The following is a 24,104-nucleotide window of genomic DNA, read 5'->3' as shown; positions in this document are numbered from 1 at the left end:
GAGGAGAAACTATGATTGAGTACATACTTGTATTTTTAGGAGCAGCCGTACCCGCACTTGAAATTGCGATTGTCATCCCAGTGGGAATTGTTAGGGGGCTGTCTCCGTTTTGGGTAATTCTCTTAGCATTTGCAGGGAATATGCTGACGGTTCTCTTGCTGATCTTCTTGTACCAGCGCATTGAGGAATGGTACAGAAGCCGCAAAGGTGAAAATTTAAAAGGGGAATCGAAGCGGCAACTCCGTGGAAGAAAGATCATGGACAAATACGGGGTTGCAGGACTCTCACTTGCAGGACCCATCTTGATTGGCACACACATCGCAGCCTTTTTCGCTTTGCTTTTCGGAGCATCCAAACGAAAAACAGTAGTTTGGATGACCATCAGTATTGCACTTTGGTCGCTTGTTTTTGGCGTGGCTACAGCTATGGGCTTTTCTTTTTTTGTTAAAGATTAAACAACTTAGAAAGGAACGTAAGAACCGGAGCGACGATAACGCCATACACAAGGAAAATAGCTCCGAACGTTCCGAGAATGTATTGGATCCTGTGTTTCTGATAGGCGATCGCTTCCGGCGTAGCAATCATATGGAAGTAGCGTTTTTTGCCGCATGCGTCACAATGGAGGCGGTAGGTGATATCCTTCCATATTTCACTTTTGTTGATAATCACTTTCTTCATCCGCTTTTCTTTTCGTTTGAACGAAATCCCGAACGTTTCGGTATAGGGAATCGCTTTTGTATGCGCACAATCCACAGATTCAAACTCCAGCCGAAGGCCTTCAAACCAGCTTTTCTGGCGGAGTGTTTTCTTATACAGGAGGTTGCCGGAAATCCCTACTATGACAATTGTCAGAGGGAATGCAGAAATCATGAGAATCAGTTTCAGCGTACATCCAGCAACTTTCAGAATGATTTGACTTCCATGGTTTACAGTCTACCAACATTCGTTTGTTGAATCCACAACTAACAAAAAGAGTCTTTCCCTGTCGAAAGTGTAGTTCGGATAGATTAATTGTTTGGAGCGGAAAGCGTCCGCCGGAAGCGGAAAACAACGGCGACAAACCATATTTTTATCTAGTCTGTATAAATTCATAACACTATTTAACCATTTTAATTTTCATTCAATTAATTTGCGGAAATATATTGACATGAAAAACACAATCCTATACTATTGTTTTCAGCATGAATAAAGTCATTCTTATTAGTAGCCGCGGAGACGAGGGGTCGACGATGCGGTGGCAAACCCATTCGAAGTAATTATTGAATAGGGCGCCCAACCTGAGCGCAGTTTCGCTATGAAACTGTGAACAATAAGAGGATAAGCAGCTGATGCAGATCGAAGCTTTCCTTAGGTTGTAGGAGAGCTTTTTTTGTGCTCCAAAAAACATTTTTTGTAAGGAGCGGATTTAATTGGTTGAAAAGATTTTATTTACTTCAGAGTCGGTTTCAGAAGGGCATCCAGACAAAATTGCAGACCAGATTTCGGATGCAGTATTGGATGCAGCGCTCGCGCAGGATCCATTTTCACGGGTTGCTTGTGAAGTGTTTACGACAACGAACACTGTAATTGTTGGTGGAGAGATCACAACAGGAGCAGTGTTGGACATTGAAAAAATCGCTCGACAAACGCTTCTTGAAATCGGATATACGAACGATGAACTTGGGATCGATGGCTCATCATGCAACGTGCAAGTACTCGTTCACACCCAGTCTCCAGATATCGCAATGGGAGTGGATACTTCTAGTGATACGAAGGAAATCGGAGCAGGAGACCAAGGCCTCATGTTCGGTTATGCAACGGATGAAACAGCAGGATTCATGCCTTTGCCGATTGAATTGGCGCATGCACTTGTGAAAAAAGCGTCGGTCCTTCGGAAAAATGGACAGTTCCGCTGGGCCCGCCCAGATATGAAATCACAAGTGACGATTGACTATACAGCAAAAGAAACACCGAAGATCGATACGATTCTGATGTCGATCCAGCATGATGGGGATTTTGATAAAGAAGCGTTCGAAACGTATGTGAAAGAGGAAATCATCTTCAGCACCGTCGAGGAATTCAATTTACAAGGGCAATTCCGCGTACTCATTAATCCTACAGGGCGTTTTGTCACTGGCGGTCCTCATGGAGATGCAGGGTTAACAGGACGAAAAATCATTGTCGACACGTATGGCGGGGCAGCCCGTCATGGAGGCGGTGCATTTTCCGGTAAGGATTGCACAAAAGTCGATCGTTCTGCGGCATATGCTGCGCGATACGTCGCAAAAAACATGGTCGCAGCAGGACTTGCGAAGCAATGTGAAATTCAGCTGTCCTACGCAATCGGTGTGAGTGAACCGATCAGCATTGCAATCGATACGTTCGGAACAGGAAACGCTGCGGATGAGCAATTGCTTCGTGCAGTGCGTGAAGTATTTGACCTGACACCTGCGGGCATTATCGACATGCTTGAACTACGGATTCCCCGCTACCAGGCGACAGCTGCGTACGGACATTTCGGGCGGACGGAACTCGATCTGCCATGGGAGCGTACGAACAAAGTCGATGCGTTAAAACAATCTGTATATAACACTGTCGGAGCCGGGTGCTGATGAGCATCGTCAAAGAGACGACAGTTCCAACTAGAACCCTTCTCCAAACGGACGCACCGCTATTTGACGCGCTCGTCGGATATGCAAACTCCGAAACGGTTTCGTTCGATGTACCAGGACACAAGATGGGCGCAATGAAAACTCCCTTCCAGGATGCAATAGGCGTGCAAGCGCTGAAAATGGACGTCAATTCGATGGCGGAGCTGGATTTGCTGAGTCATCCGAAATCAGTCATTAAAGATGCACAAGATTTGGCTGCTCAAGGTTATGGAGCAGATCATGCTTTTTTCTTGGTCAATGGATCATCAGTCGGGATACACGCGATGATTCTAGCTTCATGTAAACCTGGTGAGACACTTCTAGTCCCACGCAATTGCCATAAATCGGTGATTGACGGAATGATTTTAAGTGGAGTTGTACCAGCTTTCATACAACCGGATGTGGATGACCATTTTGGAATTTCACACGGGGTCTCAGTTGAGCAGGTCACACAAGCATTGCAAGAAAATCCGACTGCGAAAGCATTGCTCATTACGTATCCGACGTATTTCGGAACGATGACGGATCTTGAGAAGATCTGTGTCCTCGCCCATGCTGCAGGGGTCACCGTATTGGTCGACGCAGCACATGGTGCGCATTTAAAAGTGATGGATGGAATGACTGACCCAATTCTAGCAGGAGCAGATCTTGTTACAACGAGCATGCACAAAACAGGCGGCTCGCTTACGCAAAGTTCACTCCTTCTCCTTCAAGGCACTCGCCTATCTGCAGATAAAGTTAGAAAAGTGACTGGAATGCTGCAAACGACGAGCGCCAACTACTTACTCATGAGCTCACTGGATGCGGCTAGAAGAGAACTCGTTCTCCACGGAGCGGAGGAGTTCCAACGTCTGAAACCGATTGTCGAAGAAGCAGTCCAAGCAATCGAATCAGGTGCACATTATGAGGTATTGAAAACCGGATATGTGAACCGTCGCTTTCAGCAGTCTCATGACTGGACGAAATTAGTGATCCGGGTGAACGGACTCGGGTTGACTGGTTTTGAAGTCTATTCACTATTGAAGCAACGCTATGGTATCCAGATGGAACTTGCGGAAGGATACGTCGTCATGGCCGTGATCACACCGGCAGATACGGAAATTTCGATTGGACGCTTGAAAGATGCGTTATTAGATATAGAAAGAACTTGTACGAAACCGAATGTTCTCCACTCGGCCTGGACGGTTGTGGATTCTGTGAACGAACTCGTCATGACACCGCGCGAAGCGTTTTACGCAGAACAAGAGTCGGTGGTGATCGACGATGCGATTGGGCGGATCAGTGCGGATACATTAATGATTTACCCTCCTGGAATTCCTTTGGTGATTCCTGGTGAACGGATCACATGTGAAGTGATTCAGCATTATACCTACTATGAACGTGCATTCGGTACAGTTTTATCTGAGTCAAAACGAACTGGCAGCGTGACTGTCGTAAAAGGGGGATATTAAGGATGAGTTTAGAATTATCGGCGCTAGGACGCCACGTGTTGATTGAATATTATGGGTGCCCGAGTGAAATTATCGAGAACAACAAAGTGATTGAGCAGTTCATGAAAGAGGCTGCAGATTATTCTGGAGCAACCATCGTTGAATCCGTGTTTCATCATTTCAATCCATACGGGGTATCGGGTGCTGTCATTATCGCTGAGTCCCACCTTACGATTCACACGTGGCCAGAGTACGGATTCGCTTCTGTAGATGTCTACACATGCGGTGATTCGGTCAGCCCTTGGAAAGCGGCGGATTATTTGGCTGAAAAGCTGCAAGCAAAAAAAGTGGAGTCCTTTGAAGTACCGCGCGGAATGGTGGAGAAGATCCGTCAGTTTGCAGAAAAAGAGATTGAAGAAGTGACGGTGAAACCTGTACTGGCAGGTGTGAACGGATGAGTTGGTATACAGAACAGTGGAGCGAAGACTGCAAGTTTTCCATCGGATACGAAAAACATTTGCACAGCGAGAAATCACCTTTCCAGCAAATCGATTTTTATGAAGGCAAGGAGTTCGGGACATTCTTCACATTGGACGGCTTGATGATGGTCAACGAAAAAGACGAATTCATTTACCATGACATGATTGTCCACCCGGCTTTTGCAACGAACCCGGATATTAAAAAAGTGCTCGTGATTGGCGGGGGAGATGGAGGTACGGCACGTGAAGTGCTGCGCTATCCCGGTGTGGAACACGTCGTACTTGCTGAAATCGATGAGCAAGTATTCCGCCTGTGCCAACAGTATTTGCCGATTACAGCTGCAGGTGTAGAAGAAGACACGCGTATGGAACTCGCTTTTGGAGACGGACTTGCTTACGTGCAAAACGCTCCGGATGCTTCTTTTGACTTGATCCTCGTCGATTCCACAGATCCGGTATCCGTAGGGGAAGGGTTATTCACAACAGCCTTTTACAAAGAATGTTACCGAGTACTGAATGACAAAGGGATTTTGATCAACCAGCATGAGTCTCCTTATTTCCCTGAGTATGCGGAGAACATGAAGAAAGCACGTACGAAAATCAAAAAAATCTTCCCGATTGCACACGTCTATCAATACCATATGCCAACGTATCCATCGGGTCACTGGCTTTTCGGATTCGCTTCGAAGTCACTCGATCCGTTGAAGGACGCAGATGCAGCCGTGTGGAACGCCATCGGTTTGCAGACGAAGTATTACAATACAGACCTTCATTACGGAGCATTCGCATTGCCGAGTTATGTGCGGGAGGCGCTTGATAGTGAAGAATAATGCATTGAGTTCGAACGCATTCATCGGCTGTGAAACCTCATATGAAGAAGCTGAAATCGTATTATTCGGTTCTCCATTTGACGGGACGACAAGCTTCCGGCCTGGCACCCGTTTTGCCGGCCAAGCGATCCGTCCTGACTCCTATGGATTGGAGACGTATTCCCCTTATCTGGACAAAGACCTGGAAGATGCATCGGTTTTTGACGGGGGAGATTTGGAATTACCTTTCGGGAATACGGAACGTGTTCTTCAGCAAATCGGAACGTTCAGCACTGAAGTTTTGGCGGACGGCAAGAAGTTTCTCATGATTGGCGGGGAGCATTTAGTAAGCTTACCTTCAATACGGGCAGCTTATGACAAATTCCCGGATCTCCACGTGATCCATATCGATGCGCATACCGATTTGCGTGAAGACTATATGGGGGAACCGTTATCGCACGCATCTGTCATCCGGCGCTGCCATGATTTCCTTGGAGATGGCCGTATCTACCAGTTCGGAATCCGTTCCGGTTTGAAAAGTGAGTTTGAGTGGGCAAAGACACACACGCATTTGGAGAAGTTCACACTGGATACACTTGCAGATGTGGTTCAATCGCTGAAAGACGTTCCGGTCTATGTGACAATCGACTTGGACGTATTGGACCCGGGGACATTCCCTGGAACGGGAACTCCGGAACCAGGCGGCATCACTTATCGTGAACTGCTTACGGCAATCGGACAGCTGCAAACACTCAGAAATATCGTCGCAGCGGACGTGGTGGAATTATCTCCACAATACGATCCGTCAGGTGCTTCGACAGCAGTCGCATGTAAAACGATCCGCGAGATGCTCTTAACCCTGTCAAAGTGAAGTATATATAATAGAAGAAAGCCGTCCTCCATTATTGATGAGGGACGGCTTTTGTTCTGGGATTAATTCACGTCAACTGCAGGTGTACTCATTGTAGAGGGAGTTTCCTTCTTTGTATGGGAAAGTGTCAACATGAATAGGAAGGACACACAGAACAGGATGGCCAGGTAGATCATTGCGGCAGTCATATCATAGTGTTGCAAGATATACCCGACTAGTATCGGTGAGAATCCACCGACCGCACGTCCGAAGTTGAAGATCGTGTTCGTCGCCGTGCTGCGGATTTCCACGGGATAGAAACTGCTGATCAATGCGCCATATCCTGCGAACATTCCGTTAGAGAAGAAACCAACAATTGCTCCACCGATTAGAACCCCAGCACTACCTGTGGCATAGCTATACAGGAACACGGCTACTGCTGAAGCGAGCAGGAACAGACCATACGCTTTTTTGGCACCCAGTCTGTCCATGATTTGTCCAAAGACGAGCATGCCTGCAATCATTCCGACTGCTGTACTGATCGTCCAGAGAGCTGAGCTAGAAACTGAAAGTCCTTGTGACTGTTGCAGCATGGAAGGCAGCCAGATCATCAGGCCATTGTACCCTGCGATTTGGACAGTTGCCATGACTGCGAGTGTAATGGTTGTAAATGCAATCCGTGGGGAAGCGACGAGCAAACGAAGTTTCCCGGCATTCTCTTTTTTCTTCTGTGCTTTTTTTGTTCTCTGAGACTCGAGCCATTCGGGTGATTCATCCAGGTTACGACGCACAAAGAATGCGAAGATGACTGGAAGGATGCCGACGAAGAATAGTGCTCTCCATCCGAAAGCCGGTAAAATGAGTGCGCTCAGCAATGCAGCTAAGATGACACCGTATTGAGCACCGACACTTACATAAGAGGAGGCACGGCCTTGTTTGTTTTTTGGCCACGCTTCAGCGACGAGCGCCATTCCGATTCCGTATTCTCCACCAGCACCAAGACCTGCGATGAAGCGGTAGATGTAAACTTGCTCAATATTTGTGGCAAGTCCAGTAAGCGCTGTTCCTAATGCGAAGAGCAAGATCGTATAGGTGAACACTCTGACGCGTCCGAATTTGTCTGCCAAAATCCCGAAGAGGACTCCTCCTACAAGCATTCCGATATTGGTGACAGATGAGATCAGTCCGCCTGTTGCAAAATCGATTCCGAAGTCCGCGATGATCATAGTCATGGCGAAGGAAATGAACATGATATCCATGCCTTCCAGAGTAAGCCCGGCGACCGAAGCCACCACTGTTTTCTTTTGATAGTTCATCCTGAGTTCCGCCTTCCTATTGTAGGGTGTTGCTTAACGTAAGAAGAATGGAACCGGTTTTCACAGCGATTGCCATCCTCTTTTTGCGTCTCACAGAACGCTGATTAAAAGAGTGCGCAGTAGTCGAATGAGCACAAAAATGCCCCCACCGTCTGAGAGGACAGTAAGGGCATAGTACGACAAATCACGTGAGCACAGGCAGAAGCCGATCTCACAATCCGGTACCCTTTCCGGCCTCTCTGGACCGTGTTAAAGGAGCAATTTAATTGTTTTTATCCTACCAGAAGAAATTTAGTTGTACAAGATTTTTTTGCAGGATCCGATAATGTTGGAGTTTTCCATTAATATCTTTTGAAGCAGGGGGATTCCATTAGTGATATAATTATTCAGTTGTTCATTTTTAAGATGGAGGTTATATCGTGAATAAGCCGGAAATACATCACCAAGCTCAGTCTAAACGAGTTCTTCTATATAGCTTAACGTTTTTAGCAATTGCAATCATTGGTCTTACTTACGTCAAATGGCTGCCGTATGTGGACAAAAGCATCACCGCAATCACTACACATTCCATCGGGGATTCGATTTTAGGATCCGATCCGGATAAAACGGAGCCGGCCTCTTTTGCAGGGGCATGGGACTATGCAGTGACGTACTTTACTGCTGTGTGGAAAGCTGCAGTACTCGGAATTCTATTAGGCTCCTTATTGCAAGTGCTTCTTCCGGCGAATTGGCTCATCCGTGTACTTGGTAAAACATCATTCGCCAGCACCGCTGCTGGCGGACTCGCCGCAGTGCCAGGGATGATGTGTACGTGTTGTGCAGCGCCTGTAGCAGTTGGTCTGCGCAAAAAGAATGTTTCAGTAGGAGCGGCGCTAGCTTTTTGGATTGGGAATCCGACGTTGAATCCAGCAGCGCTCGTGTTCATGACATTCGTATTGTCTTGGAAGTTCACTGCGCTTCGATTAGTGTTTGGACTGATTTTAACATTTGGCGTGAGTTACTTAGCGAACCGGTTTGTACCTGCTGTTCAACCTGTAGACACGGAGAAGTTATTGCAGCAAGCTGCTGAGGAAGAACAAGGTTCGTTTCTTACGCGCTGGCTGAAAAGTCTCGGTAAAATGACATTGTACATTCTACCTGCGTATTTCCTTTCCGTTTTGTTGATGGGTGCAGTAAAAGGGTGGTTATTCCCGCAATTAGGTGAAGCGACTGGAAGTTCAATTATCCTGTTGGTACTAGTTGCGATTGGCGGCATGCTATTCGTCATTCCGACAGCCGCAGAAATCCCGATTATCCAGACATTCATGGCATACGGTATGGGCGGCGGCCCGGCAGCGGTGTTGTTGCTTACTCTCCCTGCAGTCAGTCTGCCATCGTTATTGCTCGTTTCAAAATCATTCCCGAAACGCGTACTTGTCTTTGTCAGTGCATCTGTCGTTGTGCTAGGCGTTGCCGCGGGAATTGTAGGGAATTATCTATTATAAGCGTAGAAAACCGTTTCCTAAGTGGAAGCGGTTTTCATTTTGTTGATCAATGGAAAACCCTCTATCAAGCTCTCACTCGGACGGTATGATACACTCTCTTCAATAACTACTTAGGAGGGGCTTGGATGAAACACTTATCAGGAAAAACGGCAATCGTTACAGGAGCAAGCAGTGGAATCGGGTCTGGAATTGCAAAAGAACTTGCGGAACAGGGAGCAAATGTCGTTCTAGCTGCACGGAGCGCCGAAAAACTGAACGATTTAGCTAAACAACTTCAAGAAGCCGGTGGTTCTGTACTCGTGGTCCCTACTGATGTATCAAGCCAGTCAGATGTGGAAGCACTCGCGGAAAAAGCGAAAGATACTTTTGGTGGTGTGGACATTTACGTCAATAATGCAGGGCAAGTACTGACAGCAGAAGTACGTTCAGGTAAAACGGAAGAGTGGGAGGAGATGATCGACGTCAATATTAAAGGTGTGCTGTTCGGCATCAACGCCGTGCTTCCATCGATGCTCGAAAAAGGGTCAGGTCATCTCATTAACATCGCTTCCGTTTCTGCTACGGAAGTGACGAAAACAAGTACCGTTTACAGCGCAACCAAATTCGCAGTCCGCGCTATTTCCATGGGACTCGAAAAGGAACTTGCAAAAACAGGTGTCCGTGTCACCAATATCTCTCCTGGAATGGTCGATACCCGTTTAGGCGAACAATATGATTGGGGCGAGCGCAAGAAACTTCAAACTGCAGACATCGCAAGAGCGGTTGTGTATGCTGTGACTCAGCCGGACTATGTGAATGTCAATGAGATTACAATCCGTCCAGTGTAAACGAAAAAGTCGACTTCGCAACTAGCGGAGTCGACTTTTTCGTTTTATGATGCAACAGGTTTCTTCAAGATTCCAAGTAAAATCGCAGAGACGATTGAACCGATGATCACGGCAAGTAAGTAAAGCATCCAACTGCCATCCACAAGCGGGAAAACAAATAGTCCGCCATGTGGAGCGCGCAGTCCGATATTGAATGCCATCGACAGACCGCCAGCAATACCCGCTCCAGCCATTACAGACGGGATGACACGCAGTGGATCCGCTGCAGCGAATGGGATGGCTCCTTCTGTAATGAATGAGAGACCCATGATGTAATTCACTTTACCTGCTTCACGCTGCTGCAGGGAATATTTGCTTCTGAAAACAGTCGTTGAAATGGCAATTGCGAGTGGCGGGACCATACCCGCCGCCATAATCGCAGCCATCGGTTCGTACACGCCGCTAGCAAGCAATCCTGTACCAAACAAGTAGGCCGCTTTGTTAATGGGACCGCCCATGTCGATTGCCATCATTAATCCGAGAACGATTCCAAGAAATACTGCGTTCCCTGTACCAAGCCCCGTCAGCCAGTTGGAAATGCCGGTATTGAGTGCGCTGAACGGTGTATTGACAATATAATGCATGATCAGTCCTGTACCAGCAATTCCGAGCAGCGGATACAGTAGAATCGTTTTAATGCCGTCAAGGGAAGGTGGCATTGCAGAGAGCCCTTTCTTCAGCCCGACTACCAAATAACCTCCAAGGAAACCTGCAATAATTCCACCAAGGAATCCAGCACCGCTTGTCGCGGCCATCAAGCCACCCACCATACCAGGTGCGAAACCTGGTCGATCCGCAATACTCATAGCGATGAAGCCAGCTAGAACAGGGATCATGAGAGCAAATGCATTCCCGCCGCCAATCGTATTCAAAGCAGCCGCAAAGGAATTATACGTCGGGTCTTCCGGATCGAACGAATTCGGACCGAATAAGAACCCGAGTGCAATGAGAATACCGCCCCCAATTACAAACGGAAGCATATTGGAAACACCACTCATCAAATGCTTATAAATGGTGGAGCCGATTCCTTTGGACGTTGCGGATTCACCGCCGGATTCTGAAGAAGTGGATGACCCCCCTTTATATACAGGTGCATCTTGTTTCACTGCGCGGTCAAGCAATTCTTTCGGTTTTCGAATCCCTTCTGCAACAGGCACTTCAATCACATGTTTTCCAGCAAAACGTCCCATTGAGACATTGGTGTCAGCAGCGACAATGACAGCTGTCGCGCGTTCAATATCTTCATTAGTCAAGACGTTTTGTGCGCCACCCGATCCGTTCGTTTCGACTTTGAAGGGAATCCCGAGTTCCGCCGCTTTGTTTTTCAACGAATCCGCAGACATATACGTATGCGCAATTCCTGTCGGACATGCAGTGACAGCGACTATATAGGGTTTAGAAGAATCGACGGACGGAGGCGGCGCAGCAGACGAAGGTTCTTCATCGGGCTGATCGTGTGCGTCAATCAGAGACAATATCTCTTCCTTAGAAGAAGCTGCGAGCAGCTGTTTACGGACGTCTTCATTCATAAGAACAGTCGACAACCGTGCGAGCGCTTTCAAATGCATGCGATTGGCACCATCTTCAGCGGCAATCATGAAGAACAAGTGGGCAGGTTGACCGTCGAGAGATTCATACTCTGCGCCGACTTCCGAGCGACCGAATGCAATCGCGGGTACTTTGACGGCACTCGTTTTCGCATGGGGAATTGCAACACCATCGCCAATACCCGTCGTACTTTGTGATTCCCGATTCAAGATGGCTTCTTTAAACGCACGTGGATCATTCAGTTTTCCTGCGCGATCGAGCACATCGACAAGTTCGTCGATGACCGTTGGCTTGTCGGTTCCTTGCAGTCCCAGTAAAATTGTATCCGCCGTTAATAATTCTGTGATTCTCATGATTTGTTCCCTCCTTTGAATGATGTCACTACAACCTGAGATAGCAAGGCGTCAACTTGTTGCTGCGTACACAATCGATCGGAAAATGCCGTTGCACTTCCGGAAGCGATGCTCATTCTAAATGCGTGTTCAATCGGTTCGTCCTGTTCAAGGGCGGCGAGGAATCCTGCCACCATCGAGTCTCCAGCTCCGACAGACCCGCGAACTACCCCTTTTGGTGCATTTGCAATAAGGGAAAGTGATTCGTTTACATACACGGCACCTTCACCAGCAAGGGACACAATGACTTGTTCTGCACCAAGCTCAACAAGTGATGTTGCGTGTTCAACTGCATCCTGCAACGACCGAACTTCTGCACCAACCATTTCGCCCAACTCATGATGATTCGGCTTCACTAAAAACGGACGGTAGGGCAAAGTCTTCAACAAAGAAGTCCCTTCAGCGTCCACGACAAAACGGATTCCTGATTTTCTGCATAACCGGGCAAATTGTTCGTAGGTGTCTTCAGGAAGCGAAGAGGGGATGCTGCCGGACAGTACAAGTACATCATGCTTCCCTAAATTTTTGACTTGTGCTTTCAATTTTTCAAACCCCAGTGAGTCAATGATGGGTCCTGCTGCGTTCACTTCGGTTTCTTCAGCAGCACGTAATTTCACATTCACCCGTGTTTCTCCCTCGACAGATATGAAATCCGTGGAAATACCCGCCTTTTGCAGCAAACGTTCCACTTCGCGCCCAGTAAATCCTCCAGTGAATCCAAGTGCGCTGCTAGGCACTCCCAGAGTCGTCAGTACTTGTGAGACATTAATCCCTTTGCCTCCAGCTAGAAAATGATCAGAAGTCGAACGATTCAACGCACCGAGGGATAGGGAATCGAGAGTCAGTAAATAATCCAATGATGGATTTAATGTCACTGTATAGATCATAGGCCGATCACCTCCATTTTTGTGTTTTTCGGAAATGTTTGTAAGGATTCCGAACTCTCGCTAGTCGTCATTACAACTGCTTGGGACAAATCTGCAAATTTTGCGAATGCCACTTCCTGGAACTTGGAGTGGTCCGCCAAAATATAGGATTCTCTTGATAATTGGATTGCGAGTTCTTTTACTTGAGCTTCTTCTTCATCAGGTGTGGTAAACCCATAATCCGGATGGATACCATTCACTCCAAGAAAGCATTTATCGAACCGATAATGCTGCAGGCTATGAATTGCACCTCTGCCAATAAGAGCTTTTGTAGAAGGTTTTGCAATCCCGCCTGTGAGTATCGTTTTGCAACCCCGTGTTAGAAGGGCATCCGTATGAGAGATTCCGTTTGTCACTACAATAATCGATGGGGGAAGAAATGGAATCATTTCAAATACGGTAGAACCGGCATCTAAATAGATCGTATCGCCTTCTTCAATATAAGAAGCTGCTAATTTGCCGATGTTTTGTTTTGTTTGAAGGTTTTTAGACGTTTTTTCAGACATCGTGGACTCCTGCAACTTCCCTTGTAGCTTTGCTGCACCGCCATGAATCCGTTTCAGTTTCTTTTGGCGCTCCAACTCTATTAAATCCCGTCGTATGGTGGACTCCGAAGAACCGGTTTCATTCGTGATGTCTTGTAACCGTACAGTTTGGCTGTGTTGCAACATCTGTAAAATAAGATGATGACGTTCAGTTTCTAACATCGGATTCACTCCTAAGCAATCTTGTTCCTTATATCATATACCTAGACTATTCGGAATTCAATCAAAAGCGTTCAAAAGCATTCAAAAACATTCAATGACATTCGCGTGGATCTATATGTCCATTATTATTATTTCTGAAACCGAAATGATTATTGACCTCTCAATTTTGCTCTGTTAGAATGGAGTCTCTTACGACATGGTTCGACAGGATTTTGAGTGTGCCGCACTGTATTATTCAGTCAGCTCTAAATAGACCATGGATAGGTCCAGCTTCCAAATAGGCAAACCATTTTATTCGGAGAAAAATTCGATTATCGATTATTTATAATGAAGTTGGGCATAACTGAAGCTGCGAGCTGTTTTTTAGTAGATCGCTGGGACAAACTCCAAGCCTCCGTAAAGATGCGTTTAGAAACTTCTTTGCATAAAGGGAGTTCGTATCCCTGTGAAATCGGTTATTCAAAGAGAACCTATCTATTTTGGCATTTAGAAGTACATGAATTCTCATTGGTGCTTGGTAACCTGTATTAAAGGGTGACCATTTGCCTGTTGTGTTCCTGCAGGTATACCTTGGTTCTGTCAACTAGACACCAGTTTTTCAAATCGGAAAGGGGAGAAAAAAATGAATTTAGCAGCTATCGGAGTACCAGGACTTATTATCATTCTTGTGATTGTACTTATTTTGTTCGGACCTCGTAAATTACCGGAAGTTGGTTCAGCAGTAGGGAAAACACTAGCGGAATTCAAAAAATCTGCAAAAGACATTATGGATGATGACGAAGAAAAGCCTGCAGTTAAGAAAACTTCAGATACCGAGAAGTAGGTGAGAAGATGGATTCTAATAGCGAGCGCGATCGTGAAAATTTAAGTCCATTGGATAATACAAATAAAGAAGAAGCTGAGAAGTCTATACTAGCCAAATCCGAGGCAACTCACGAAGAAGGGCTAAAGGTACCGAAACAAGCCCTCTATACCGATGAGAACGGCTATCCTACCAATATTCCTCCAGGCAAACGAAAAGATGACCCGGCAGATGGTGAAGATGAAAAAGTAGAAGAGTCCAACCTCGTTGAACACTTAAGTGAGTTACGGAAACAATTGATCAAAAGTATCGCGGTTTTCTTGCTATTTTTCATCGTTGCGTTCAGTACCATCAATGTATGGTTCCCTTATATTACTCGGGGGTACACGCTGATTGTCTTGAGTCCGATGGAAGTCATTTCGTTTTATACAACGATTTCAGCAGCACTCGCTTTCGGACTTTCCATACCATTTCTATGTCACTTTCTGTGGCAGTTTGTAAAACCCGGTTTAAACGAGAAGGAAAGTCGCTTCTTAAGCCTTTACTCTCCTGCCATTCTCATTTTGTTCGTAGTGGGGTTAGCATTTGGTTACTATATTGTGAATCCGCTTAGTTACAAATTCTTAATTTCACTCGGAGAGATGAATTTTGACGTAATGGTTTCAGCACAAGAGTATGCACGTTTCCTCTTGCTGACAACGATGCCGATCGGCTTGCTGTTTGAATTACCAGTTGTCGCTTTGTTTCTTTCGGCAATCGGGATTCTGACATCCGGTTCTATGAAAAAAGTAAGAAAATGGTCATATGTAGTGCTAGGAGTTGTATCGGCACTCATTACACCTCCTGATTTCTTCAGCCAGCTCATTATTCTTATCCCAATGATTGGTCTGTATGAAGCCAGTATATACCTCGTTATGAGAACTGAAAAACGCCTCCAAACTGCTGATGCAGCTTAAAAAACCCGCTAATGCATAATTTGCATTGGCGGGTTTTTCAGCAACTTTCCGACGATTTTCTACGTCTCCTTGATAGGTAGAGCACCTCCTGATTGGGTATGCTGCTTGATATTGCAGACGAGTTTGACCAGTTTCGGACAGAAGACGAAAAAGTGAAACTTGATTTTGGAATCTGACGTCTTTATAGAGAGGGCGAACATTCGCATCGATACTTGGTGCAGTTCAACAGAAAGGGTTGAAAAGTCGTGAATCTTGAAATTCATGACGTAACGGCAACAAACTATCGGGATATTCTCGAATTGAAAGTTGCCCAGTCACAAAAAGATTATATTGAAACACCTTATGAATGCTTGGAAGACTCTGTGGAATGGAAGCAATTTAAACCTGTCGGCCTCTATGCCAATAATGAACTTGTTGGATTTTCCATGTATGGATTTTTCGAAGAGGAAGGCCTACAAGGAAGATTATGGATTGACCGCCTGCTCATTGATGAAAGATTTCAAGGTCGGGGTCTGGGCACGGAATTCATGAAAAAACTGATTGAAACCGTGTCAAAAGAATATGGAGAGCAACCGATCTTTTTAAGTGTATATCCTGAAAATGAGGGGGCGGTCCGACTATATGAAAGGCTCGATTTTGAATTCATCGGAGAACGTGATGTGAACGGTGAGTATATTATGAGGAGACCATAAAAAAGGAAGGAACCTGTCTAATCAGGATCCTTCCTTTTTGGATTTTTTTCTAATTCGATTTCCAACTCTTCCTTTGCGATATCTTCTGCCGTATCTTTGAGATCCTCTTGTATGCGTTCTCCCATAACCTGTTTTTCAGGAGTGGATCTATCCTCTTTTTCTAATTTTCCTGATTTCAATTGCTCAATTTTTTCCTGCATCTTTTCAACTTTTTTCATTTCTTGGTCATAGTCTTCATCGACTTGTGTAGTGGAGGGGATGATATCATCATCATTATAATCTACCCGCTTACCATAACGGATGAGTTCGTAAATAATCATTCCATTATTCGGCTTTCCATGCGTTGTCAGCATCGGGATGGAGTCAAATAATACGTAGAAGAACACATAAAATATGAACCGATTCCAAAACCTCGCCTGTTCTTGCAGGAATCCATTTGCTAATAGACTATTGAGAGTCAAGGCGACAATGATATTAGTAACAATTGGAGCTGCGTAGATTATTATATATGTGAAGTTGCTCTTTCGCTTAACATCATCAAACGAAAACCAGCTATAAACATGATAGTATTTTCGAATATCGAGGATCCAGAACTTAATCAGTCGGGGACCGGAGCCAATAGTAAATCTTGGATTCTTCACACCAAACAACATTGAGACAGTAAAGTATCCTAATTCCCGTATGAACATAACGACAGGCAATATGATAAAAGCTGAAATAACTAGCGCTAATAAATCTGAAATCCCAAACAAAAATGTGTCACTTCCTTATCGAATCTATTCTTTATGGATACCCGATGTACTTGAATGCAAATCTCGTCATTAGGACATAGTCGAGCGGTATAGGTGAATAGATAGAGGGGTATGAATATCATTACGTTTAGTTTGAAGCAAGAAGGGAAACCTAGCTGTATCAAGGGTATTAGGAAAATAGGAATAGGAGGATGAATAAAAATGGCTAAAATCGCAGTTGAAAGACCATTCGATGATGTGAAACAAGCACTTGAAGAAAAAGGACATGTAGTGAAAATGTTTGAATCAGACGAAAAAGTTAGCGGTTATGATTTTGGTGTCGTACGTGCATTGAGTGACGTCAATATAGACCAATACGATTTTCCAGTAGTAAGTATAGAAGGGAACTCCGTACAAGAAATTGTCGATGATGTTGAAAAGAGACTAGTACGGTAGAAAGGGGATAGGACTCGGATCATCATGGGTCCGAGCTTCTTTTTGCGTTATATGTAAACTCTTTAGACTGAAAAGATTCCTTGAAAACACGGAGAGTGTAGGAGAGAGAGTTTTTTTGTATACTAGGAAAGAACCTATTTTCTGAAATGAGGGATTGGATTGTCAGAACTGAAAAAGACATTAATGGCTGATATGAAAACAGCGATGAAAGAGAAGGACACGGTGAAAAAAGGCGTTATCAACTTGCTGCGTGCAGGAATTCAAAACCAAGAACTTGATTTGAAACGCGAATTGACTGAAGAGGAAGAGTTGAAAGTGGTTCAACGTGAGCTGAAACAAACTAAACAATCTCTGGAAGAAGGGCAAAAAGCGAATCGTGAAGATATTGTTGCTGCAGAAAAAGAAAAGATTACAATTATCGAGCACTATCTACCTAAACAGCTTTCTGTCGATGAAGTCAAAGAGCTCATCGTTAACCTCGGAATAAGTAAAGACAGCCCGATGGGACAAGTTGTCGGCCAAGTGATGAAAGAAACAGCAGGCAGCGCTGAAGGCAAAGTCGTATCACAGGCAGTTAAAGAATATTTGAATAATTGATAGGTAAAAAAAGACGACCCGAAGAATCCAATCGACTCTTCGGGTCGTCTCTTTTGCAATCTTCAAATGGCGGAACGATGATTACTATCCAATTCTTCATACTAGCAGTTTGCACGGATTAACAACATCGACATTCAGACAGTGTAATTCAATTTGGAGAGTAAAAGGCGTTTGGCCGATTCACTTGCCGACAACCCATGTTTTCAAAAGAGCGAGCCGTTCGCGGAATCGAACTTTAGCTTCGACAACCTTTGGAGTTTTAGCCGGAATTCCATCCCATTCATACCCCGCTTTTTCCGCAAGGTAACCGGCACGCGCTAAGTGATAATCACTAGTGATTAACGTGATACCCGTCACTCCTTGAGGAATCAGTTTCTTTGTGTTGACCAAGTTTTCGTAAGTAGAAGTGGAACGATCCTCGACGATCATACGACTTTCAGGAAATCCTTGTGCTGATAAAAAATTCACCATGGCTTGAGCTTCGCTGATACCTTCATCCTCACCTTGACCTCCAGAGAGAACGAGCGTGACATCCGGATGACTCTCGGCATAGGAGAGCGCGGACTCCAATCGATACCGTAGTGCAAGTGAAGGAGTTGTTCCGTTTACTTTTGCACCAAGAACGACTGCAATTGAATAACTTCCATCCGCACGGTTAAGCTGTGCATCTTTCATCGCGTGACCAGTGGCAAACCACCAAAGGAAAACCATGAACGTTCCAACTAGTATCACAACCATTAGACGCTTCCCCTTTTTCATCCAAGTCGCTCCATTTCCTAGTACCTGCTCTTTACATTCCTTCGTTAGTATCAAGACGGAAATGGGACAAACAAGTTGCCTAATAAGACATTCGTTTTGTATAGCTGATACGATAAGTGTATTATTACACTATTACATAAGGGAGGGTTTTGCGTGAATCCAGAACAACTTATAGAACAAATTTCACAACGCACCATCCTCATTCGAACGGAAGCAGGGTATTCCCAAGAAACGATGGCCTCCATTTTAGGCATCTCCAAGAAAACACTCGTTCAGATAGAAAAAAATCGGACTACCGCTAGTTGGACTGTAGTAGTCGCGATTGTCTCTCTATTTCCTGATAGTGAAATCATTCAATCCCTAATAGGTGATGCGCCTTTGGAAGTTATCCGTACAATTGCCCACAATGGACTGGATCGCCCTAAGGGAAAGACGCTCGGAGGAAAAGTTTGGTGGAGGGAAGTGGACAAAGAAAAGGAGTTTAGAATGCAGCAAAACCTGATTAGCCAGCACTTCCGGATATTGGATAGAGAAGACTATGTATGGTTCAGTTCCTTTGACGAACTGGAAGCTGTCGAGCGGTTTCGCGAGCTGAGTCAAAAACCCGATAACTCAACAAAAAACTGCCGGAAGTAAGGCAGCTTTTATAGGGAAATAATAGTATATGTACACAAACTTTTACGTAGAAGCAAACATCACATCTTCAGTAATCTGGTCCAGCTTCGTCTGAGCGTCGATTGCAAATTCGCGCTGTCGGTCAATTGGTGCATCTGGATCTTGCGGAGCCTGGAATTGTTCCAGTCCGGTAACGGTCATGGCAGGACTATCTTCTTCATCCAATCCGATATTCATGACATGCTTGATGACAAATGGGGTTTGGAAGCGAATAACGGTATTGGAGGAATCCAACTCGCCTTTTACTACTTGAAAAGGAACCCTTAAATAGATAGTTGTTTCCTCACGCTGATACAAGATCGTATCAAACATACCATGATCGTATTCCCAGCCACCACCCAAATCCAGCCCTGCTTCTTTGAATAGCTTCAATGCATTCCCGAAAATGACTGTCTTTCCTTCAATCTTACTCTTTAAAGCAATCATGGGAGTCCCTCCTTATTTCAGCTCAATTAACCTATAGTTACCCCTATTAAACTATTGCAAAACCTGGAGAAGGTGTGAGGAATTATAGGTTACTGGATTGCCAATCGGAAGGCTCCTATCGTTCAGTTGAACGTCTGCGATAGGATTCCTCATATACCTTGGATCTGTAATGGAGTACTGGATCATCTGAACAGCTAAAACCGGTCGTTTCAACGGTTGGATCGAATAAGAAGTCTTCTGCAAGATCTGCCCGTTTCTCATTCAATTCCAAATCACCGACATCGATAACAAGACGGTCATCAGGCCATTGGATGGAAGGGTCATTTATGGGATCTTCAGGAGCTGCAAGTGTCATCAGCAGCCTGAAACGAACTGGGGCATCCACCATTCGTTCCAATAATTCCAGTTCCATATCTTTTGTGGTAAAGGGGAACTTGCCCTCCTGCGATACGGGTTCAAATGAGAAGCGGACTGCTTGACGTTCACCTGAGGCAGTGTCGAGAACATAAGCATGCATTGCCCAGAAACGGGTGGTTGCAAAGCTTGCAGGTGTCTTCAATTGCTTTAGTAATGCGGGTAGAGTTTTGAGTTCAGGGTCCTTGCTAAGTGTTGCAAGTTTTTCTTTTAACGATTGCTGATTCCCTGCAAATACTTGGACGAGCCGCATGAATGCTTCCGGGGTTTTAGTCGGAAACACAGGCGCATTGGCCATTACAAGCGAGATAGACTTTTTATCAGGAAATGGAAATTGGACCGCCATGCCTTTAATAGGAATCAGCTGCTCAGAAGTATCGGGCGATGGAGAACTATGGGAGAAACGGACGATGACATTTTGTGAGCTCCCTTGTAAAAATGAAGCTTGAGTAAAAGGTTCGGCATTCTGGTTTGGTGTGAACGTAGCATCGAATCCGATTCCTTTTGCATGGGCTCTCCGATATCCCTTATGGGTCCCGGCAACTTGTTCAATGACATCCACTGCTTCAATAGGCGAAAACGATTTTTTCTGTAGTGAAAAGTTCATAGACTCACTCCTTTGTAGCAGTATACCCATACCCTCTGAAGTCAATCTTCCTTATTTGTTCCTTCAAGTTCCGTAAAGACGACTAATCGTTCTTCATGCGTCTTCGCTTTTCTGTCGAATTCCCCAGTACATGTGATCAGATTTAATCGGCTGCCATAAGAGAAACCGAAAATCTCTTCAATGGGTGCAGCGTTGCGAGGGTACCTTTCACTTCTTGTTACGATGAATGTCAATGACTCCCCGTCTGCATCCCTGACAACGACTTCATCCCCCTTTTTTAATTGATCCAGCTTATAAAAAACAGCAGCGCCGGTTAGTGAATCGATATGTCCAGCCATCACTGAGCTCCCCCGATTACCTGGTAATGTACCTGGTTCGAACCAACCCACGTTATCCACGCCTTCCGGAACTCCCATTTGACCGTTATTTAATTCACCAACGTTTTCAACATCGGATTTAACACCGATAACAGGGATCTCGAGTGTTACCGGAGTAATGCCTTTTTGTTCCGAGTTCAGCGGGAGACCATCTGAAGAGGGGATCTTTTTTGCAGATGGTGGGGTGGGGGGATCTGCAGCTGCTTCAGGTTGTGACGGACTATCCTGTGAACCACTGCATCCTGCTATTGTAAGTGCTAGAAGACTTGCTATGAGTAAAGTAGGGGATTTCATGCTGAACACCTCCATGAATTCTAGTGTAAAGAAAAAGAAGGGGAACGAGCCCCCTCCCAATTAGTTGTTCTCTGTACGTGTCTTGCGGATCATCACGGCTCCGGCTGCCGCTGCGAGTATCAAACTGATAACCACCCACATGACTGTAGAATCATTCGATTCTTGACTCAATCCGCCTAGACCTGTTTTCGGCATGTCGACAGGCATTGTCCCTGCAAATTTATCGGGGTACTGATCAACGATTGCCCCTGCCATCATGGTACCGACACCGAACATATGGCTGTATGCTTCGTGGATGTCGTCATAGGCTCCCGCGTAATCACCATCATGGTACTTGTTGAATGCTGCGAGTAACTGATCCACATGAACTTTCAAACCTTCTTCAAGGTCAGCGGCTTTCAAGCGTCCCTCTGTTGCAGTTTCGAGGAATGCGGCTTGTTTTACACGATACTCATCAAGATTTGCCATTGCTGCTTTCTGACCTTCTGCGTCATCTCCTGCAGTCGCTTTAACATAATCGACGAAATAGCCGATATGGCTGCTCCAGATTTCGTTAAACTGTTTCGCGCCTTCTGCTCCATAAACGGATTCGATCGATTTTGTGAGGTCTTCTGTGTTGCTGTTTAGTTCTGCAGCAGATACATCAAAATCTTTCGCCCCGTCAATACCTTTTTGCATCGCTAGGATTGCCAGTGCTGCGTGAGTAGAGAACTGATTGTTCAGCTGTTCGCGTAAATCCGCTGCAGGAGTATCAACGGACATTTTATCGAACTTGTCCGGGAATTGGTCTGTGATTGCCCAAGAAATACCTTTACCAGTACCAAACATGTGCATCATCGACTCAGTAATGCCTTCGTATGCTTTTTCATATTCTCCAGCATTGTAATTGTCGAACGCCCAGATTAACTGATCCACGTGCATTTTTAAACCTTCTTCTAAGTCTTTCGCTTTAAGACGGCCTTCAGTCGCGGTGTCCAAAAATTCCGCTTGGGTTACTCGATAACCGTCCAATTCGGAAATGGCTTTCTTTCGTCCTTCTTCATCATTAGCAGCAGTAGCTTTTACATAGTCCACAAAATATCCAATGTGGCTGCCCCATATTTCTTTAAACTGATTTGCTGCATCGTCTCCGTAAACGGATCCGATGGCTGCGGATAATTCGTCCGTGTTTTCTCCTAATTGTGCTGCAGCTGCATCAAAATCTTTTGAACCGTCTATTCCTTTTTGCATGGCGACGATTGCTAAGTATGCATGCTCGGAAAGGATGGAATCCAGAGTCGCTCTCAAATCTGTAGCTGGGTTGGATACTGTCATTGAAGTTGTTCCGTGACCTGAGTGATCCGCTGCATTCGCGATCACACCCATTGGGAAGAGCAGGGAAACACTTAATGGAATGGCTGCGAATTTTTTGTAGTTCATCATGAATCTCTCCTTTTCGGTTTAGTAATAAGCTAACGGAGAGGAAAACCAAATGGATCACTTTTTATCGGAAAACGTTTCTTATCTTCTTTTTCACATAAAAAAGAACCGCCACAATCGGCGGTCCTGCTCGGTTTCTGAGTTATTAAATACTGCCAGCAAGAACTAAATCCCCTTTGGGCGCAGGAAGGTCTGGCTCGGTTTCAATTGTAATTGCAACCGTATCCCAGTCGCCTTTTAGCTGATCCATAGGATGCGTAACAGATCCGCTGCCTTCGGTGTTTGTTTTAAATGAGCCCGCTGGTCGAGGTGTCTCCTTGTCAATTACCCAAACTTGGTACAATTCGTTGTCTTTCAACTTTGGCAAGTTGCTGGCATCGACTAACAGCACCGTCTCATTTTTGTCCTGGATCATCATGGCGACGGCTGTAGCGTTGTCTGCACCAGGTTGCGGTTCCAGCAATGCTTTACCGATAAGTTGGAGATCGCTTTCTGCAACTTCGGTGGGCGCAGAATGATCCAATGTAGCGAGATAAGCATTGGTCATGAGTGAAGCGAATAGAGCAGCTGCCAGTACAGGGATCAGGAAACCTTTTCTTTTCCTAGGCTCCGCAGCTGCTTTCGGTTGGTGCAATCCTTTTACTTGGTTGCTCACCGTGGAACTATCATTTGCAATAGTAGAGGGTTGTTCATCGATTGCTGCGAAAACTTTGGCTTTTAAACCATGCGGGACTTCAATTTCTTCCGCCAAGTAGGGGAGGTCTTCTGTTAACAGATTGAGTTCCTCGAGCTCGGCGCAACAAGAAGGGCATTCTTCGAGATGGTGTTCGAAGGCCAATGCTTCTTCCTCATTCATAGAACGGTTGAAATAATCCAGCAGATTCACACATTGTTCAGTCATTCGAGAAGCCTCCTTCCATGGCGATGAACCCTTTTAAATGTTTGAGTGCTAATCGGATTCTACCTTTTACCGTTCCGAGTGGCAGTTCGCACTGATCTGCGATTTTTTGCTGACTGAGGTCTTTGAAGTAAAACAGATCAATAATTTCTTGCTGCTCCTGCTTGAGTTCAAGAACGGCATTCCGTATCGCATTTCTCTGTTCGCTCCATTCTACCGTTTTTTCTACATCTCCAAGCTGTTCAACCAGTGCATCTTTTTCAAGCATCGGTTCATGATCATGTCGTTTTAAGCGACGTATTTCGTCAATAGCTTTGTTTCGAGTTACGGTTAACAACCATGAAGAAAAGGAGCCTTTCTGTTCTTGGTAGGTAGTTGTTCCGTTCCATAGTTTTACAAATACATCTTGCACTACTTCTTCCGCAATTTCGCGATCTTGAGTTATCCGATAAGCAAAGGAGAAGATTAGTTTTTCGTATCGATCATATAGGATTTCAAAGGCCGATCGATCTTTGGCGGCGGCAAGGGCATATAAGGTTCCGTCGTCTGTATGTTTCATCGGAG

At 45.2% G+C, this 24,104-nt stretch carries 27 protein-coding genes; 14 read left to right on the top strand and 13 right to left on the bottom strand.

Annotated features, from left to right (window positions below; all coding sequences use genetic code 11):
- Nucleotides 1–11 precede the first annotated feature (11 nt).
- The gene (locus ABE021_RS01180) at nt 12–455 is read left to right on the top strand and encodes a small multi-drug export protein (RefSeq protein ID WP_430286333.1); all 444 of its coding nucleotides are present in this window, start codon (nt 12–14) and stop codon (nt 453–455) included.
- Here ABE021_RS01180 and ABE021_RS01175 read toward each other — a convergent pair.
- Complete coding sequence (locus ABE021_RS01175) at nt 445–753, bottom strand: hypothetical protein (RefSeq protein ID WP_430286332.1); 309 nt, start codon at nt 751–753, stop codon at nt 445–447. The genes ABE021_RS01180 and ABE021_RS01175 overlap by 11 nt on opposite strands.
- Before the next feature lie 656 nt (nt 754–1,409).
- On the opposite strand from ABE021_RS01175, the gene metK reads away from it, so the two are divergent.
- From metK to speB, 5 genes are read left to right on the top strand one after another with little or no spacing between them, the layout of a single operon-like run.
- Nucleotides 1,410–2,591 carry a methionine adenosyltransferase gene (metK, locus tag ABE021_RS01170; protein WP_430286331.1) on the top strand — a complete coding sequence of 394 codons (1,182 nt, stop codon included), beginning with the start codon at nt 1,410–1,412 and terminating at the stop codon, nt 2,589–2,591.
- Complete coding sequence (locus ABE021_RS01165; protein WP_430286330.1) at nt 2,591–4,081, top strand: aminotransferase class I/II-fold pyridoxal phosphate-dependent enzyme; 1,491 nt, start codon at nt 2,591–2,593, stop codon at nt 4,079–4,081. Before metK ends, ABE021_RS01165 begins: the two co-directional genes overlap by 1 nt.
- Nucleotides 4,082–4,083: 2 nt before the next feature.
- Complete coding sequence (speD, locus tag ABE021_RS01160) at nt 4,084–4,518, top strand: adenosylmethionine decarboxylase (RefSeq protein WP_430286329.1); 435 nt, start codon at nt 4,084–4,086, stop codon at nt 4,516–4,518.
- Nucleotides 4,515–5,369 (top strand): polyamine aminopropyltransferase, encoded by an 855-nt coding sequence (gene speE, locus ABE021_RS01155; RefSeq protein WP_430286328.1) that lies wholly within the window; start codon nt 4,515–4,517, stop codon nt 5,367–5,369. Before speD ends, speE begins: the two co-directional genes overlap by 4 nt.
- The gene (speB, locus tag ABE021_RS01150; RefSeq protein ID WP_430286327.1) at nt 5,338–6,219 is read left to right on the top strand and encodes an agmatinase; all 882 of its coding nucleotides are present in this window, start codon (nt 5,338–5,340) and stop codon (nt 6,217–6,219) included. Before speE ends, speB begins: the two co-directional genes overlap by 32 nt.
- Nucleotides 6,220–6,281: 62 nt before the next feature.
- On the opposite strand, the gene ABE021_RS01145 is transcribed toward speB, so the two are convergent.
- The gene (locus tag ABE021_RS01145) at nt 6,282–7,514 is read right to left on the bottom strand and encodes an MFS transporter (protein ID WP_430286326.1); all 1,233 of its coding nucleotides are present in this window, start codon (nt 7,512–7,514) and stop codon (nt 6,282–6,284) included.
- A gap of 416 nt (nt 7,515–7,930) precedes the next feature.
- Here ABE021_RS01145 and ABE021_RS01140 point away from each other — a divergent pair, with 416 nt between their 5' ends.
- Nucleotides 7,931–8,998 (top strand): permease, encoded by a 1,068-nt coding sequence (locus ABE021_RS01140; RefSeq protein ID WP_430286339.1) that lies wholly within the window; start codon nt 7,931–7,933, stop codon nt 8,996–8,998.
- A 125-nt stretch (nt 8,999–9,123) separates the two neighbouring features.
- On the top strand, nt 9,124–9,825 hold the full coding sequence (locus ABE021_RS01135) for an SDR family oxidoreductase (protein WP_430286325.1): 702 nt from the start codon (nt 9,124–9,126) through the stop codon (nt 9,823–9,825).
- A gap of 44 nt (nt 9,826–9,869) precedes the next feature.
- Here the strand turns inward: ABE021_RS01135 and ABE021_RS01130 are convergent, their stop codons facing one another.
- Genes ABE021_RS01130 through ABE021_RS01120 form a run of 3 tightly spaced genes read right to left on the bottom strand, consistent with a single transcriptional unit; the run spans nt 9,870 to nt 13,437 of the window.
- Nucleotides 9,870–11,765: a PTS fructose transporter subunit IIABC gene (locus tag ABE021_RS01130; protein ID WP_430286324.1), complete on the bottom strand. Its 1,896-nt coding sequence runs from the start codon at nt 11,763–11,765 to the stop codon at nt 9,870–9,872.
- Entirely contained in the window at nt 11,762–12,691 is a 930-nt protein-coding gene (pfkB, locus tag ABE021_RS01125) for a 1-phosphofructokinase (RefSeq protein WP_430286323.1), read from the bottom strand. Before pfkB ends, ABE021_RS01130 begins: the two co-directional genes overlap by 4 nt.
- Nucleotides 12,688–13,437 carry a DeoR/GlpR family DNA-binding transcription regulator gene (locus ABE021_RS01120; RefSeq protein ID WP_430286322.1) on the bottom strand — a complete coding sequence of 250 codons (750 nt, stop codon included), beginning with the start codon at nt 13,435–13,437 and terminating at the stop codon, nt 12,688–12,690. The genes pfkB and ABE021_RS01120 overlap by 4 nt, the downstream gene beginning before the upstream one ends.
- 622 nt (nt 13,438–14,059) lie before the next feature.
- Here ABE021_RS01120 and tatA point away from each other — a divergent pair.
- From tatA to ABE021_RS01105, 3 genes are all read left to right on the top strand, one after another.
- The gene (gene tatA / locus ABE021_RS01115; RefSeq protein ID WP_430286321.1) at nt 14,060–14,260 is read left to right on the top strand and encodes a twin-arginine translocase TatA/TatE family subunit; all 201 of its coding nucleotides are present in this window, start codon (nt 14,060–14,062) and stop codon (nt 14,258–14,260) included.
- Nucleotides 14,261–14,268: 8 nt separating this feature from the next.
- Nucleotides 14,269–15,195, top strand: coding sequence for a twin-arginine translocase subunit TatC (tatC, locus tag ABE021_RS01110; RefSeq protein WP_430286320.1), 927 nt, complete (start codon nt 14,269–14,271; stop codon nt 15,193–15,195).
- Nucleotides 15,196–15,440: 245 nt separating this feature from the next.
- The gene (locus ABE021_RS01105; RefSeq protein WP_430286319.1) at nt 15,441–15,887 is read left to right on the top strand and encodes a GNAT family N-acetyltransferase; all 447 of its coding nucleotides are present in this window, start codon (nt 15,441–15,443) and stop codon (nt 15,885–15,887) included.
- Between the two features lie 17 nt (nt 15,888–15,904).
- Here ABE021_RS01105 and ABE021_RS01100 read toward each other — a convergent pair whose 3' ends face one another.
- Nucleotides 15,905–16,639 (bottom strand): site-2 protease family protein, encoded by a 735-nt coding sequence (locus ABE021_RS01100; protein ID WP_430286318.1) that lies wholly within the window; start codon nt 16,637–16,639, stop codon nt 15,905–15,907.
- Nucleotides 16,640–16,840: 201 nt separating this feature from the next.
- Here ABE021_RS01100 and ABE021_RS01095 point away from each other — a divergent pair, with 201 nt between their 5' ends.
- Nucleotides 16,841–17,074, top strand: coding sequence for a YkuS family protein (locus ABE021_RS01095; protein ID WP_430286317.1), 234 nt, complete (start codon nt 16,841–16,843; stop codon nt 17,072–17,074).
- A 159-nt stretch (nt 17,075–17,233) separates the two neighbouring features.
- Nucleotides 17,234–17,671 (top strand): GatB/YqeY domain-containing protein, encoded by a 438-nt coding sequence (locus ABE021_RS01090; RefSeq protein ID WP_430286316.1) that lies wholly within the window; start codon nt 17,234–17,236, stop codon nt 17,669–17,671.
- Nucleotides 17,672–17,851: 180 nt separating this feature from the next.
- On the opposite strand, the gene ABE021_RS01085 is transcribed toward ABE021_RS01090, so the two are convergent.
- Nucleotides 17,852–18,409, bottom strand: a complete 558-nt coding sequence (locus ABE021_RS01085) for a YdcF family protein (RefSeq protein ID WP_430286315.1) — start codon at nt 18,407–18,409, stop codon at nt 17,852–17,854.
- 174 nt (nt 18,410–18,583) lie between these two features.
- Here ABE021_RS01085 and ABE021_RS01080 point away from each other — a divergent pair, with 174 nt between their 5' ends.
- A complete protein-coding gene (locus ABE021_RS01080; protein WP_430286314.1) occupies nt 18,584–19,066 on the top strand; it encodes a helix-turn-helix transcriptional regulator in 483 nt (160 codons plus the stop codon).
- A 42-nt stretch (nt 19,067–19,108) separates the two neighbouring features.
- Here ABE021_RS01080 and ABE021_RS01075 read toward each other — a convergent pair whose 3' ends face one another.
- The 6 genes from ABE021_RS01075 to ABE021_RS01050 form a co-directional block, all read right to left on the bottom strand.
- Complete coding sequence (locus ABE021_RS01075) at nt 19,109–19,531, bottom strand: YugN family protein (RefSeq protein ID WP_430286313.1); 423 nt, start codon at nt 19,529–19,531, stop codon at nt 19,109–19,111.
- Nucleotides 19,532–19,646: 115 nt separating this feature from the next.
- Entirely contained in the window at nt 19,647–20,552 is a 906-nt protein-coding gene (locus ABE021_RS01070) for a catalase (protein ID WP_430286312.1), read from the bottom strand.
- 41 nt (nt 20,553–20,593) lie between these two features.
- The gene (locus tag ABE021_RS01065) at nt 20,594–21,223 is read right to left on the bottom strand and encodes a class F sortase (protein WP_430286311.1); all 630 of its coding nucleotides are present in this window, start codon (nt 21,221–21,223) and stop codon (nt 20,594–20,596) included.
- Nucleotides 21,224–21,283: 60 nt separating this feature from the next.
- On the bottom strand, nt 21,284–22,645 hold the full coding sequence (locus ABE021_RS01060; RefSeq protein WP_430286310.1) for a copper amine oxidase: 1,362 nt from the start codon (nt 22,643–22,645) through the stop codon (nt 21,284–21,286).
- 142 nt (nt 22,646–22,787) lie between these two features.
- Entirely contained in the window at nt 22,788–23,543 is a 756-nt protein-coding gene (locus ABE021_RS01055) for an anti-sigma factor (RefSeq protein WP_430286309.1), read from the bottom strand.
- Nucleotides 23,536–24,099, bottom strand: coding sequence for an RNA polymerase sigma factor (locus tag ABE021_RS01050; RefSeq protein WP_430286308.1), 564 nt, complete (start codon nt 24,097–24,099; stop codon nt 23,536–23,538). Before ABE021_RS01050 ends, ABE021_RS01055 begins: the two co-directional genes overlap by 8 nt.
- Between the last annotated feature and the right edge of the window lie 5 nt (nt 24,100–24,104).

It is taken from the genome of Sporosarcina gallistercoris, assembly GCF_050459885.1.
Classification (GTDB): domain Bacteria; phylum Bacillota; class Bacilli; order Bacillales_A; family Planococcaceae; genus Sporosarcina; species Sporosarcina gallistercoris_A.
Note: the sequence above shows the minus strand (reverse complement) of the source record. Positions and strands in the feature narration are given on the sequence as shown.

Bases quoted from the DNA above. Each gene is read 5' to 3' on its own strand.
- speD (WP_430286329.1), top strand. From the start codon at position 4,084: ATGAGTTTAGAATTATCGGCGCTAGGACGCCACGTGTTGATTGAATAT.
- ABE021_RS01145 (WP_430286326.1), bottom strand. From the start codon at position 7,514: ATGAACTATCAAAAGAAAACAGTGGTGGCTTCGGTCGCCGGGCTTACT.
- tatC (WP_430286320.1), top strand. From the start codon at position 14,269: ATGGATTCTAATAGCGAGCGCGATCGTGAAAATTTAAGTCCATTGGAT.
- pfkB (WP_430286323.1), bottom strand. From the start codon at position 12,691: ATGATCTATACAGTGACATTAAATCCATCATTGGATTATTTACTGACT.
- speE (WP_430286328.1), top strand. From the start codon at position 4,515: ATGAGTTGGTATACAGAACAGTGGAGCGAAGACTGCAAGTTTTCCATC.
- ABE021_RS01180 (WP_430286333.1), top strand. From the start codon at position 12: ATGATTGAGTACATACTTGTATTTTTAGGAGCAGCCGTACCCGCACTT.
- ABE021_RS01120 (WP_430286322.1), bottom strand. From the start codon at position 13,437: ATGTTAGAAACTGAACGTCATCATCTTATTTTACAGATGTTGCAACAC.
- ABE021_RS01085 (WP_430286315.1), bottom strand. From the start codon at position 18,409: ATGGTTGTGATACTAGTTGGAACGTTCATGGTTTTCCTTTGGTGGTTT.
- ABE021_RS01060 (WP_430286310.1), bottom strand. From the start codon at position 22,645: ATGATGAACTACAAAAAATTCGCAGCCATTCCATTAAGTGTTTCCCTG.
- ABE021_RS01050 (WP_430286308.1), bottom strand. From the start codon at position 24,099: ATGAAACATACAGACGACGGAACCTTATATGCCCTTGCCGCCGCCAAA.
- ABE021_RS01135 (WP_430286325.1), top strand. From the start codon at position 9,124: ATGAAACACTTATCAGGAAAAACGGCAATCGTTACAGGAGCAAGCAGT.
- ABE021_RS01070 (WP_430286312.1), bottom strand. From the start codon at position 20,552: ATGAACTTTTCACTACAGAAAAAATCGTTTTCGCCTATTGAAGCAGTG.
- ABE021_RS01095 (WP_430286317.1), top strand. From the start codon at position 16,841: ATGGCTAAAATCGCAGTTGAAAGACCATTCGATGATGTGAAACAAGCA.
- ABE021_RS01065 (WP_430286311.1), bottom strand. From the start codon at position 21,223: ATGAAATCCCCTACTTTACTCATAGCAAGTCTTCTAGCACTTACAATA.
- ABE021_RS01130 (WP_430286324.1), bottom strand. From the start codon at position 11,765: ATGAGAATCACAGAATTATTAACGGCGGATACAATTTTACTGGGACTG.
- ABE021_RS01075 (WP_430286313.1), bottom strand. From the start codon at position 19,531: ATGATTGCTTTAAAGAGTAAGATTGAAGGAAAGACAGTCATTTTCGGG.
- tatA (WP_430286321.1), top strand. From the start codon at position 14,060: ATGAATTTAGCAGCTATCGGAGTACCAGGACTTATTATCATTCTTGTG.
- ABE021_RS01165 (WP_430286330.1), top strand. From the start codon at position 2,591: ATGAGCATCGTCAAAGAGACGACAGTTCCAACTAGAACCCTTCTCCAA.
- speB (WP_430286327.1), top strand. From the start codon at position 5,338: ATGTGCGGGAGGCGCTTGATAGTGAAGAATAATGCATTGAGTTCGAAC.
- ABE021_RS01055 (WP_430286309.1), bottom strand. From the start codon at position 23,543: ATGACTGAACAATGTGTGAATCTGCTGGATTATTTCAACCGTTCTATG.